Origin of the sequence: Pseudomonas morbosilactucae (assembly GCF_023241665.1) — a bacterium.
In the GTDB taxonomy this organism is placed as follows: Bacteria; Pseudomonadota; Gammaproteobacteria; order Pseudomonadales; family Pseudomonadaceae; genus Aquipseudomonas; species Aquipseudomonas morbosilactucae.
This window is the reverse complement of the sequence record NZ_JALQCX010000063.1, coordinates 1-12705: the sequence shown is the minus strand read 5'-3', so window position 1 is coordinate 12705 and position 12705 is coordinate 1. Positions and strand designations below refer to the sequence as shown.

The 12705-nt window shown below is 61.1% G+C and carries 13 protein-coding genes; 2 read left to right on the top strand and 11 right to left on the bottom strand.

Going from position 1 to position 12705, the window contains the following annotated elements:
* Positions 1 to 10: 10 nt before the first annotated feature.
* The 11 genes from M1B35_RS27545 to M1B35_RS27495 all read right to left on the bottom strand — a co-directional run bounded on the left by M1B35_RS27545 (position 11) and on the right by M1B35_RS27495 (position 9080).
* Complete coding sequence (locus M1B35_RS27545; protein ID WP_123336632.1) at positions 11 to 1177, bottom strand: phage tail sheath subtilisin-like domain-containing protein; 1167 nt, start codon at positions 1175 to 1177, stop codon at positions 11 to 13.
* Between the two features lie 93 nt (positions 1178 to 1270).
* On the bottom strand, positions 1271 to 1456 hold the full coding sequence (locus M1B35_RS27540; RefSeq protein WP_268263635.1) for a hypothetical protein: 186 nt from the start codon (positions 1454 to 1456) through the stop codon (positions 1271 to 1273).
* 256 nt (positions 1457 to 1712) lie between these two features.
* Positions 1713 to 4157 (bottom strand): phage tail-collar fiber domain-containing protein, encoded by a 2445-nt coding sequence (locus M1B35_RS27535; RefSeq protein ID WP_268263634.1) that lies wholly within the window; start codon positions 4155 to 4157, stop codon positions 1713 to 1715.
* The gene (locus M1B35_RS27530; RefSeq protein ID WP_268263633.1) at positions 4154 to 4759 is read right to left on the bottom strand and encodes a phage tail protein I; all 606 of its coding nucleotides are present in this window, start codon (positions 4757 to 4759) and stop codon (positions 4154 to 4156) included. Before M1B35_RS27530 ends, M1B35_RS27535 begins: the two co-directional genes overlap by 4 nt.
* A 1-nt stretch (position 4760) precedes the next feature.
* On the bottom strand, positions 4761 to 5642 hold the full coding sequence (locus M1B35_RS27525) for a baseplate assembly protein (protein WP_123336638.1): 882 nt from the start codon (positions 5640 to 5642) through the stop codon (positions 4761 to 4763).
* Entirely contained in the window at positions 5639 to 5965 is a 327-nt protein-coding gene (locus M1B35_RS27520) for a GPW/gp25 family protein (protein WP_268263632.1), read from the bottom strand. The genes M1B35_RS27525 and M1B35_RS27520 overlap by 4 nt, the downstream gene beginning before the upstream one ends.
* Before the next feature lie 4 nt (positions 5966 to 5969).
* Entirely contained in the window at positions 5970 to 6173 is a 204-nt protein-coding gene (locus tag M1B35_RS27515) for a hypothetical protein (protein WP_268263631.1), read from the bottom strand.
* Positions 6174 to 6266: 93 nt separating this feature from the next.
* Positions 6267 to 6857, bottom strand: a complete 591-nt coding sequence (locus M1B35_RS27510) for a phage baseplate assembly protein V (protein WP_123336643.1) — start codon at positions 6855 to 6857, stop codon at positions 6267 to 6269.
* A complete protein-coding gene (locus M1B35_RS27505) occupies positions 6854 to 7375 on the bottom strand; it encodes a hypothetical protein (protein WP_123336645.1) in 522 nt (173 codons plus the stop codon). Before M1B35_RS27505 ends, M1B35_RS27510 begins: the two co-directional genes overlap by 4 nt.
* 87 nt (positions 7376 to 7462) lie before the next feature.
* Positions 7463 to 7813 (bottom strand): phage holin family protein, encoded by a 351-nt coding sequence (locus M1B35_RS27500; RefSeq protein WP_123336646.1) that lies wholly within the window; start codon positions 7811 to 7813, stop codon positions 7463 to 7465.
* A 523-nt stretch (positions 7814 to 8336) separates the two neighbouring features.
* Positions 8337 to 9080: an XRE family transcriptional regulator gene (locus M1B35_RS27495; protein WP_123336647.1), complete on the bottom strand. Its 744-nt coding sequence runs from the start codon at positions 9078 to 9080 to the stop codon at positions 8337 to 8339.
* Positions 9081 to 9264: 184 nt separating this feature from the next.
* Here M1B35_RS27495 and mutS point away from each other — a divergent pair, with 184 nt between their 5' ends.
* Together mutS and fdxA are read left to right on the top strand one after the other, a co-directional pair.
* The gene (gene mutS / locus M1B35_RS27490; RefSeq protein WP_268263630.1) at positions 9265 to 11844 is read left to right on the top strand and encodes a DNA mismatch repair protein MutS; all 2580 of its coding nucleotides are present in this window, start codon (positions 9265 to 9267) and stop codon (positions 11842 to 11844) included.
* 142 nt (positions 11845 to 11986) lie between these two features.
* Complete coding sequence (gene fdxA, locus M1B35_RS27485; protein WP_007908827.1) at positions 11987 to 12310, top strand: ferredoxin FdxA; 324 nt, start codon at positions 11987 to 11989, stop codon at positions 12308 to 12310.
* The last annotated feature ends 395 nt before the right edge of the window (positions 12311 to 12705 follow it).

Sequence of the window (12705 nt, the reverse complement as noted above, 5' to 3'; positions counted from 1 at the left end):
CTACTGCTCCTTAAGCGGTTTGTTCGATGACTTCGGTCAGCCACTGGTTGGTGACCTCGACGCGGAAGTTCGGGTTTTCGGCAGGCGGTACGTCGGTGAAACGAATGTTCCAGTACACCTTGCCCTGCTCCAGCTGGCTGGCGGTGTTCAACTCGGTGTCGGCGTAGACCTCGAAATTGATGATCGCGCCCTGGTTCTTCAGGTCGCGCATAAACGCCTGCAGGCCTTCGGTCACGTCCTTGACGTAGGTCGCGGTGATGGAGCGGTCGACCGCCCATTTGTGGCCGTAGAGGATCGCGTCCATCACGATGTCCAGGGTCCGCACGCGGGTGACAAACGCCCACTTCGGATCGCTCGACAGCGTGCGGTTGCCCCACAGGCGGAAGCCCGCATCACGAATGATGGTGGTGATGTTGGCGTTGTTCAGCAGGTTGGCGCGGCAGGTTTCATCACCGTCCAGGAACTCGATGGAACGAGTGGTGCCGGTGATGCCGACAAACTCTTTGTTCGACGGCGAGGCCCAGAAGCCGTACTCGTTGTCGGTCCAGGCAAACAGGCCCGCGACCCAGGCCGAGGCCGGCGCATCGACGGTGGCGCTGTCACCGGCGTCCCAGTACTGAACACCCGGGTCCACCATGAACGCGCGCTTGGCGCCGAAGTTCTTGGCGTACGCCATGGCTGCTTCATCGGTAGTGTTGGGGCCATCGAGAATCGCCAGGCCGCGCAGCTTGTCGGCCAATGCCACCAGCGCGGTGCCGACCGCCAGGGTCGAACTGTGCTTGGGGGTGACCAGCAGACGTGGCTGCGCATTGAAGCGGCTCTTGCCGTCCAGCAGCGCCTGCAGACCGGTGCGCTTGCCGTCGGCCAGCACGCCGCCGATGATCGCCGAGGTCTGCTGGGCCGCGTCCTCGACCTTCTCCACGCCACAGGCGACGATCACCGCCTTGGCACGTTGATAGATGGCCTGGCAGGCCTTGGTGATCGCCGCATCCGGGCCCCAGGCGGCAATCGCCTCACGCTCGTTGGTGATCAGCAGCAGGTCGTTGAACTTGGCACTGAAGGTCGGGCCTTCGGTGAAGGTATCCACCAGGCCAATGATCGAAGACGTCGGCAGCGAAATGGTGCGTGCGCCGGTGTCCACGTTGGTAACGGTAACGCCGTGGAAAAAACCACTCATGGATAAACTCCAGACATGAAAAAGCCCCGGGTAAAGGGGGCTGTGAGGGTGTGGGTGAAGGGGAAAAGAAAACGCCCCGTCGGTGCGGGGCGTTTATTCAGTTGAGTTGGCGAGCCAGGTCGGCGAAGGCGGCCTTTGCTCGGGATTGGGAAATGCCGAGGACTGAGGCCAGTCGCGCAAGGCCTGCATGTGCAGCAACAGCTCTTTGAACTGATCGCCGCTGAGCGCGGGCTGTACCTCGATCTCCAACTGGTCGCGGTGGCGATCACGCAGTCGCATACCCAGCGCCAACTCGGCGTTACGCCATGTCCGCTCCTGGTCCGCGAGTTCAGCCAAGGTTGGGGGCGGCGGATCTTGGAACGAGATAACGCCCCCTCACAGACCACGACCTGATGATTCGCACGAGCTGCAATAATCTCGGTCCGCCGCTCATTGCTGACTTCAATAAGGCCGCTGGGCAGATTTTTCCCGTGAATCACGGTGTCAAGAAAACCGCCCGAGGCAGGGTTGTAGTAAATCAATGGATGTTCCCCCTTTAGCGGCCAAGGCCAAAGCCGATGGTATTCGACATGTTTTTAGCGGCGACTGCCGCGTTGTAGATGCCTAGCGTCATACCCACTTTTGTAGGAATGCTGGCAGTGGGGACCATCCCCACATCACCCACGGTTGCCCCTACAGCGATCCCCCACTGGGCAAGAACCTCAGTTGGGAATATCAGCGGCCAGACAACCGGCCGAGTGGCTGTGCCCCCTGACGCGAGATTGGTTATCGCTCCGGTGCTGACCCACTGCAGAATCCAACCGCCCAGCCAACTCGGCAGCGCGATGTAACCGGTGCTAGCAAACTCGGCTGAGAAACCATGGCGCAGCTTCATCGGCGTTACAAAGCCACTATCGTCAGTGCCGGCATCCACCGCGGATTGAGTCGCGATTTTTGCTGTGCCCTGATTGATTTCAGTGGCCTGGGCAGACAGCGTCGCCAATGTAGCAACGTCGATGTTTCCCTGATTGATCGGCGCACTCCAGGCCTTGATGCACCACATGACGGCCAGGTTGCGGGGACGGGTTTCGCTACCCCCATACGGCAGCGTCTTGACCTTGTCGGTATCAGGCCGGGAACTACCCGACTCAGCGTAAATAAGGTGCCCATCCAAAGGCGTGGTGGCATTTCCGTTGTCGTTCCAAAACTCGTGCGTATGGCTTTCAACAGATCCCAACTGATTGCTGCCAATCGACCGCCCAGCATCCACACCGCGTCCATGGTCCCAGCCCCGCAGAAACTCGCCACGCGAATCCGGCAAGCGGAAGTTGCCAGCACCTTCGCTGCCCGTGTTGAACGTGCTGCCTAGATAGGACGCCAGATCAGGATAGGTGGCGATGCTCAGCACCCGTCCATCCAACTCAAGGTACCCAGCGGGAACGGCGCCCATTGGGAACGGAATAATGGCGCCCACCGGTGTGGCTGACTTCAGCGCAGCCACTTCATTGGCCAGCGCCGCCACGTCGATTTGGCCCTGATTGATTGGAGCGTTCCAGGCTTTGATGCACCACATCACAGCCAGGTTGCGAGGGCGAGTCTCGGACTCACCAACTTTCGATGTATAGCCCTGAGAGTTGACCCCAGTCGATGCGGTTTCAGTCACAAAGCTATTGGCCTGGCCCGGTGTATCGACATCGGTACGACCGTAGACAAAGGGATCAACACTGCCACCCCAAACAGAGCCAACCCCGCCCAAGTGCCTGTGCTCCTTGAGTGCATCTGCCTGGGAGCTTCCAAGCGCCCGCCCCGCATCGACCCCACGCCCATTGTCCCAGCCACGCAGGAACTCGCCCCGCGAATCCGGCAAGCGGAAGTTGCCGGCACCCTCAGTGCCCGTGTTGAAGGTAGTACCCAGGTACGCGGCAAGATCGGGATAGGCTGCAATGCTCAGCAAACCGCCATTGGCCTCAAAGAAGCCCACAGGAACGGGCCCCTTGGGAAACGCCACCATCGAACCCACTGGCAATGACGAGGACTGAGCCACCAGCGCCTCGATCTCGGCCTTGGTGTAGGTGTCGTTGATGCCATGCCCGGCGAGCGTTGTGGGGTTGGTCCCGGCGATCACCCGGCCGTACTTGTCGACGGTGACATTGGCATAGGAACCGGCGCTGATGCCCGTCCGGCCCACGGCCATTTCAAAAGCCAGGGCCGTGGTGCCGAGGACAATTGGCCCATCGGTGACCAACTGCCAGACGCTGTCGCCGTTGACCGTGCCCTTCTCGATGCTGACAAACAGCCCGGGGGTCACTTCCAGGCTGCTGTCGGCGTCCGTCGCGCGCTTCCAGGCACCGGCCGACGCCACATACAGCCCGTTGTCCTTGGCTTGGGTCTGGTTTTTCACCAGCACCCGGGCATCGACCGGCAGCAGCACACCGTCGACGGTCAACAAGCCGCTCAAGGCGATATTGGCCGTGGTGGCCACCAGCGCCGAGTGTTTGAAGTCCAGTTTGGCCAGGGCTTCGATCACCGCGTTATCGACGTAATCCCGGGTCGCCAGCACCACCGCCGGATCGATTTTCAGCACGATCTGCGCCGTGTTGGACACGATGAAGTTCATGCGGATCACTTGGGTCTTGCCCGTGCCCTGGGCCAGCAAGGGCTTGAAGCTCGGTGCGCAGTTGGCCACCGCCACCATGTCGCCGTCGGCATCGTAGAGCGCGATTTCACGGATCCAGCGACCACCGGCATCGGCCGGAATCACTTGCTCGGTGACCACCACGTTCGGGTTGGCCGGGTCGGTACGCACCTGGTTGACCGGTGCGCGGCGCCATTCGTTGATGAGCCTGGTTTGGCTGCGCAGCGGAATCGGATCGGTGCCATTGGCATCGCCGACCGCCATTTCCGTAAAGGTCCAGGGAAGGCCCAAGGCCGTGGCATTGGCCTGTTTCGCCTCGCCCACGGCCGTGAGAATGGCAAAGAACTGACTGTTTGAATCAATCATAAGTACACGTCCAGGGTGTCAATTTCATCAATGCACATGACCTGGCCATAGCGGCCGGTCACTTCGATATCGCGGGAGCTGGGCGGGTAAACGTCGATCACTTCCCCCTCTCCCACATAGGCGCCAAAGCCGATCACGCCGGTGGTTTCCAGGCTGATCGCCAGGCCGCTCATTTGCCGACTGAGCGGCTTGGCGTCGTCGATCAGCCGGGTCAGCTCCTGGTACATTTCCTCGCTGATGCCGGTGTCCAGTACCCCGACCTTGAGAGCGAAGGTGGCAGGATCGCCTTCGGGCACCGTCTGCCACCACTCGACCACGTCGATCAGGTAGCCCAGGGGCTCGACTGCCCGGCGCAAGGCACCGATGGTGCCCTTGCGCTCATGGATGAAGAACGAGGCGCGGATGGCGTTGCGCTTGACCGACTCGGACCAGCGCGGGTCCCAACGGTCCACCGACCAGGCCCAGGCCAGCTGGGGCAACAGGTGCACCGGGCAGGTCGTGGGGTTGTAGAGGGTGCGCAGCAGGATGCTGGTGTCGCCGGTGTTCGCGGCCTCAAGGGCGCGCTCCAGCGGCGTGCTGTTGATCGGCAGTAGGCTGGTCATATCAGCCCCCCAACGTGACGCTGTAGCCGATGCAGTAAGCCGCCTGGGCCGGTGTGGGAGCGAGGTCCTGCCAATCCGTCAGCTCAACCCGGGCCACACCGGCGACGTGCAACTGGGCGTCGATGGCCGATCGCGCCACCTCGATGCCGAGCCGTCGTCGCGGGTTGATCCAGGCCGCCAGCTTGCGTTCGGCTTCGGCCTGGGCCGCGTCACTTTCCGGCCCAGGCCCCTTCATGTGCAGCACCGCATCGATGCGATAGGGCAGTACCTGGGCACTCTGTACCGTGACCCGATCCCCCAGCGGCCGCACATCTTCGTCGTTAAGGGCCGCCGCGACATTCGCCAGCAGCTCGGGGCTCGCCGTGCCATCGCCCTCCAGGCTCAGCACCGTGACGGTCACCCGGGCTGGCGACGGACTTTGCGCCTCGGCATCGGCAACCAGGGCAGAGGCGTTGCGTGCATGCAGGATGTAACTGTTGCGCGGCCCTGCCGTGGTCAGCCCTTCGTAGGCCAGTTGGATGCGTTCACGCAGAGCGTCGTCCGATTCCTTGACCTCAGCAACAGGTGGCACCGCCTGCAGGTCCTCGACCTGGATCACCAAACGCTGCAGATTGACGTTGGCCGCCAAGTGATCCAGGTCGGAGCCCTGGGCATGGGCCAACAGCAGCGCCTTGGCCGCGTCGTTGACCCGGGCCCGGAGCAGCATGTCCCCGTAGGCGGCCAGCTCCAGCTGTTTGGTGACCGGGTCGCTCTCCAGGTTGGCGGTCCAGTTGTCGCCCATGTGCTGACGAAAGGTCGTCAGTTTGCCTTGATACAGCGCCTCGAAATCGAGGCTTTCCAGCACCTGCGGCGCCGGCAATGCCGACAAATCCAGCATGCTCATGCCGTCACCTCCAAAACCGCGTTATTGCCCAGGTACTGACCCGTTAGCTGAAAGCTGATCTGGCCCTCCACCACCGCGACCACCTGCACCCGCTCCAGTTTCAGCCGTGGTTCCCAGCGCAATAGCGCCCGGGCCACATCAGCCTGCACCGCGCTTTTCCACCCGCCGGTCACCGGCAAGTCGACATAACGGCGCAAGTTGCTGCCGTACTCCGGTCGCATCCGCCGACTGCCAAGGGGGGTGGTCAGGATGTCCTCGATGGACTGCCGCAAATGCTCGATGCCGGACAGCGGCAAGCCGGTACGGCGATCCATTCCAATCATCGTGTTACTCCTGTAGCTGCAGATCCGGGTGTTTGTTCAGGTAGTCACGGGCGACGCTGTCGCCGGCCGGCGCCGACACTCGCCCCTGAACCACCGGCAACGGACGGCCGTCCGGCAAGATCAGAACGCGGGAGGTGAAGCGGGTGTCGCGAAACACCGCAGCGCCTTTATCTGCCGAGCGGACGACACTTTTTCTAGGGGTGGCCATGCTGTTCTCCGGGTACAAAAAAACCGCACGCGGCGGGTTTATGGGTTGATGTGAGAGGTGATGGCTGTGGCGTCGGCGATGATTCGCAACGCGTCACTGAGGGGCTGCGGTTGAGCCGGGCCCCGGCATCACAGCGGAATGGGTGTGGGTCGAACCGACGTTCACCCCGTTGTGCTTCAAGCTCGAACCGTTGATGAGCACATCACCATTCAAGGTGATGTCCCCGGTCAGGCTAAGGGTGCTGGCCTGGCCAGTGATCGAACTGGGCGTCACCACCCATGAGCTGCCGCCGACCTGAACGGTCACCGTGCCGCTGGGCAGGCTGATGCTGTAACTCTTGGCCTGCCAGTCGTAGACCAGCGAGCCGCCATCATCGAAACGCCAGACCTCGACATGGTCGCGGTTGTCCGGCTGGGGGCCGGCATTGCCGTACAACCCGGGCACAAACGTACCTTGGGCTGGTTCACCGCTGGGGCTGATCAAGGCGCCCTGCTCGCCGAGGCTCGGCGCTCGCCAGTGGCGAGCCTTGCCCGCGGCCTGGCTGTGCCAGCGAACCCAGGCGCTGGTCCAGCCGGCGCCATCGGAAACACGCACAGTGCCTGCCGCCAGATCCACGCCGACCACGCTGCAAGGAATGATCAGCCCGGCGATCATCCGGTCATGGGTCGCAGACACGAAGCTCATTCCATTTGCTCCGGTGACTGGTAACCCGCCTCGTGACCCGGGCTGGCATCGGGGCTGATGGACAACATCAGTGTTCCCGGGGGTTGATCGGGCCACAGCCACTGTTCTTCCCCGAGGTAAATCACCTGCTGCCACTGCACCGTCCACACCGCGCTCTGTAGCGGCTCAGTTGCCGAACTCACCGGCAACGCCCGAACCGCTGTGGCGGCGTCGACAAAGTCGAGATTCCAGTACTGGCAACGCAGCAGGTTGATCAGTTGCGCAGCCAGCGTGGCCGCCTGCAACGGTGCCTGCGGCAGGCTGGCGTCCACCAGCACCCGGGCCTCAACAGTGGCCCGGATGCCGCTACGCCCGTCACCCGGGTCGGTTCCCAGGTCCATGGCGCTGATTGCACAATAAATGGTGGGGGCAAAAGGGCTATCCAGTGACGCGGGGAATTCCTCGACCGTTTGGACGTGCGGCATCGCCGCCTTGATGGTCGAGAGAATGGCGTCATGCAAGTTCGTCAGTTCGCTCATTGTCCGGTTCCAGAATCGTGTCGACACTGCGACGTACAGGGGGCTTGGGCCGACCAGCCTGGCGGGCGGCGGCGGTTGATCGGGGGCTCAGGGCCGATCCGAGTGCGAGTCCCGTGAAGGGGGTTCGCACACGCCGATGCGCTTGGCGGCCCAGCGTTCGTAAAGGCCGATCGCCACATCGGCGCCGGCCATGGCGGTCAGGCAACCAAAGGCGCAGGCGGCCCAGATCGAGACCCCGGCGGCGTACAGCAGCATGATGGCCGAGACGCCGCAGACCACGCAGGCTCCGGAGCGCAAGGCCAGGCGCCGGATCAGCGACCAGCCGCGAGCGCCCTCCTTGTCGGCGCGCCACATTTCGCCGGACACCCCGCCGACCAGCGCCAGCAAGATGACCAGCCAGATCGGCATATCCAGCAACGCTTGTTGCTCGTTCGTCATTCATGTCTCCCGGGCTGAAAAAAGGCCTGCGAACAGGCCGGACAATAGATGTGTGTAACCTGCGCTGCAGAGCGCCTGGCGGGGCAAGCCCCCGCGGCTTCGGTAGGCATTCCAAAAAGCCCGGTCGCCCGGGCTTTTCAGTAATGCGGTCCTCTGATCTTTCGGCGCTACTGGCGCGGTACGGATCCATTCAAATTGTTCCTCCGACCGCGACCCTGTCCGCCGGATAACTGCTTCTGGTGCTTTACGCTGCACACCCGGGTCAGTTGCCAACCCTCTGAACCGTTGAGGCCGGTTCATCGCTGCCTTTGCTTTGCCACTAAAGAGCGGTGTTGCTCGCCGTTGTTGAGCGGCTTGGGACAAAGAATATGCATGGATGCATATACAGTCAATGCATAAATGCATTTATTTATGCACTGAAAATGCACAAACGCATGGAGGCCGCGCAAATCAAGGCTTGAGGGGATTTCGTCAGGGCGAAAAAAAACCCGCTCAGTGGCGGGTTTTGAAGGAAAGGGAAGAATCAGCGGGCGTACATGCCCCACCAGAAGACGTGGCCGAGGATGCTGATCTGCTCTTCCTGGATGTCCTGGAAGCTGTAGTCTTCATCCGGATGCTCATCACGGTTGAAGCTGCGCAGGCGAATGCCCGTGGGCAGGCGATAGAGCTGCTTCACCCGCAACTGGCCGTTGTGGTTAATGGCGTAGAGGTCGCCATCGATGATGTCGCCAATCGCGCACTTGCCCGCATTGACCCCGACCGTGGCGCCATCACGCAGCACCGGCAACATACTGTTGCCGCGCACGGTGACGCACTTGGCCTGATCGAACTGCACACCGTTATGGCGCAGGCTGCGCTTGCCGAACCGCAGGCTGGCGCGCTCGCTCTCCTCGATGACGAATCTTCCTGATCCAGCAGCCAATTCAACCTCGCGAAGAAAGGGAACCGAGACCTCGTCGTCGTCGACGGGGGTGTCGTCATCCCACAGGCTTATGTCCTTGAGTTCGGAATGAACCTCATCGCGGTCCACGGCGCGGGCCGGCGCTACATCGGCGCGCCCACGCAGTTGATCGGTGCTCACCTGGAAGTATTCGGCGATCCGCGAGACGTGTTTGTCCGACGGATCGACGATCTTGCCGCTGAGAATCCGCGAGAGGGTGGATTGAGGCACACCGGTACGACGGTGAAGCTCCGTGGGGGAGATCCCGTGACGATCCAGCAGCTCTCTTAAGACGGTAGAAACGTTGCGTTTTTGCATAATGCGCATATTGCGGGTTATTTTGCCTGAATACAAATGCTGAATTGCATATATAATGCATAACCTGAATACCCACCCACTTCGCGGTGCCTGCGAAGGCCGCCGCCCCCGTGGTAACCTTGCCGCCATCGCAAAAGCCGGGCCTTGAGCCCCTTACGCCTCACCACTTTCAACGAATCCGCCTAAATACCTAATGAGTAAAAATACCTCCGATCTGTCCTCACACACGCCGATGATGCAGCAGTACTGGCGCCTCAAGAACCAGCACCCTGATCAGTTGATGTTCTACCGCATGGGCGACTTCTACGAGATCTTCTATGAAGACGCGAAGAAGGCCGCCAAATTGCTGGACATCACCCTGACGGCGCGCGGACAGTCGGCTGGCCAGGCGATTCCCATGTGCGGGATTCCTTACCACGCGGCCGAAGGCTACCTGGCCAAGCTGGTGAAGCTTGGCGAATCGGTGGTGATCTGTGAGCAAGTGGGCGATCCGGCCACCAGCAAAGGGCCAGTGGAGCGCCAAGTGGTGCGCATCATCACCCCGGGCACAGTGAGTGACGAAGCCCTGCTCGACGAGCGCCGCGACAACCTGATCGCAGCAGTGCTGGGTGACGAACGACTGTTTGGCCTGGCGGTACTGGACATCACCAGCGGCAATTTCAGCGTCCTGGAAATCAAGGGCTGGGAAAACCTGCTGGCCGAGCTGGAGCGTATCAACCCGGTGGAACTGCTGATCCCGGACGACTGGCCACAAGGCCTGCCGGCGGAGAAACGCCGCGGTGTGCGCCGTCGTGCGCCCTGGGATTTTGAACGAGACTCGGCACACAAGAGTCTGTGCCAGCAGTTTTCGACCCAGGACCTCAAGGGTTTTGGCTGCGAAAACCTGACCCTGGCCATCGGCGCCGCCGGTTGCCTGTTGAGCTACGCCAAGGAAACCCAGCGCACCGCCCTGCCCCACTTGCGCAGCCTGCGTCACGAACGCCTGGACGACACCGTGGTTCTCGACGGTGCCAGCCGCCGCAACCTGGAGCTGGACACCAACCTGGCGGGTGGCCGCGACAACACGTTGCAATCGGTGGTCGATCGCTGCCAGACCGCCATGGGCAGCCGTTTGCTGACTCGCTGGCTGAACCGCCCGCTGCGGGATTTGGCGGTCCTTCAGGCACGGCAAACCTCGATCACCTGCATGCTGGATGGCTATCGCTTCGAAAAGCTGCAGCCCCAGCTCAAGGAAATCGGTGATATCGAGCGGATTCTCGCCCGTATCGGCTTGCGCAACGCCCGTCCTCGGGACTTGGCCCGCCTGCGGGATGCCTTGGCCGCCCTGCCGGAACTGCAAGTGGCCATGACCGAACTGGAAGCCACGCACCTCACCCAACTGGCCGTGACCACCAGCACCTACCCGGAACTGGCCGCGTTGTTGGCCAAGGCGGTGATCGACAACCCTCCGGCGGTGATCCGCGACGGTGGTGTACTAAAGACCGGTTACGACGCCGAGTTGGATGAGCTGCAATCCCTGAGCGAAAACGCCGGGCAGTTCCTCATTGATCTCGAAGCCCGGGAGAAGGCCCGCACCGGCCTGGCCAACCTCAAGGTCGGCTACAACCGTATCCACGGCTACTTTATCGAGCTGCCCAGCAAACAGGCCGAGCAGGCACCAGCGGACTACATTCGGCGCCAGACCCTCAAAGGGGCCGAGCGTTTTATCACTCCAGAGCTGAAGGCCTTTGAAGACAAGGCCCTGTCCGCCAAGAGCCGGGCCCTGGCGCGGGAGAAGATGCTGTACGACGCCCTGCTGGAGGAGATGATCAGCCACTTGGCGCCGCTGCAAGACACCGCCAGCGCCCTCGCCGAGCTGGACGTACTCAGCAACCTGGCAGAACGCGCGCTGAACCTGGACCTGAACTGCCCACGGTTTGTCAGCGAACCCTGCATGCGCATTACCCAGGGTCGTCACCCAGTGGTCGAGCAAGTCTTGACCACGCCCTTCGTCGCCAACGACCTGAGCCTGGATGACAACACCCGCATGCTGGTAATCACCGGCCCGAACATGGGCGGTAAATCGACCTACATGCGGCAAACAGCGTTGATCGTCCTGCTGGCCCATATCGGCAGCTTTGTACCGGCGGCCAGCTGCGAACTATCCCTGGTCGACCGTATCTTTACCCGGATTGGTTCCAGTGATGACCTGGCCGGCGGCCGTTCGACCTTTATGGTGGAAATGAGCGAAACCGCCAATATCCTGCACAACGCCACCGACCGTAGCCTGGTGCTGATGGACGAAGTGGGTCGCGGAACGAGTACTTTCGATGGCCTGTCCCTGGCCTGGGCTGCGGCAGAACGTCTCGCCCATTTGCGTGCCTATACATTGTTTGCCACCCACTACTTCGAACTGACGGTGCTGCCGGAGAACGAACCGCTGGTGGCCAACGTTCACCTCAACGCCACCGAGCACAACGAACGCATTGTTTTCCTGCACCACGTACTGCCTGGGCCTGCCAGCCAAAGCTACGGCCTGGCTGTGGCCCAGTTGGCCGGGGTTCCCAGCCAGGTGATCCTGCGTGCCCGGGAGCACCTGAGCCGTCTGGAAACCACCAGCCTGCCCCACGAAGCGCCACCTCCAGCAGCAGGCAAACCCTCGGTTCCACAGCAAAGCGATATGTTCGCCAGCTTGCCTCACCCAGTGCTCGATGACCTGGCCAAGCTTGATCTGGATGACATGACGCCACGTCGTGCACTGGAAATGCTCTACACATTAAAGACACGCATCTAACGCAGACGCTTGCAAGCTGTTAGAATCTCGCGCGGTTTGGGATGCTGCGAACTATTAGCCTGGTTCGCAGACTATCGCTCCCAAACCTGGCGACCCCATCCTGAAGGGGCTCCGCTGCCGCCGTCTGAGGAGAGAATTAGAAATGACCTTCGTCGTCACCGACAACTGCATCAAGTGCAAGTACACCGACTGCGTAGAAGTCTGTCCGGTGGACTGCTTTTACGAAGGCCCGAACTTCCTGGTGATTCACCCGGATGAGTGCATTGACTGCGCGCTGTGCGAGCCTGAATGCCCCGCTGTGGCTATCTTCTCCGAGGACGAAGTCCCGGAAGAGATGCAGGAGTTCATTCAGTTGAACGTAGAGCTGGCAGAAATCTGGCCCAACATCACTGAAAAGAAAGAATCTCTGCCGGATGCCGAAGAGTGGGATGGTGTTAAAGGCAAGATCAAAGATCTCGAACGCTGATTACCGCCGCGTTCCCTAAAAGGCCCCTTGCGGGCCTTTTTGCTTTTCCGGAACCGGGACTTTTCTACAGACGAAAAAAGGGGCGGTATGACCCGCCCACATTTTTTCCCTAGTCCCTGTGTTCCTTTTCATCGTCCTGATGAATCGCTTCCTGCGATGTCCTGACCATCATCCTTGATGGCTGTGTCTATCCGTCGACACAGGGTTGATATTAAAGAGTTCCCCGGCGAGAGCAATCGAACGATTGCCCGAAAAATCGTCTTCCAGGGCAACACATAATTTAAATAACTTATAAATCAACAAGTTATAAATTAACGCAGTATAAATCGACAATCTCAAGTGAATAATCAAACCCAAAACTTACGAAAAAGTAAGCGTTGGCTTAACATGGAAAA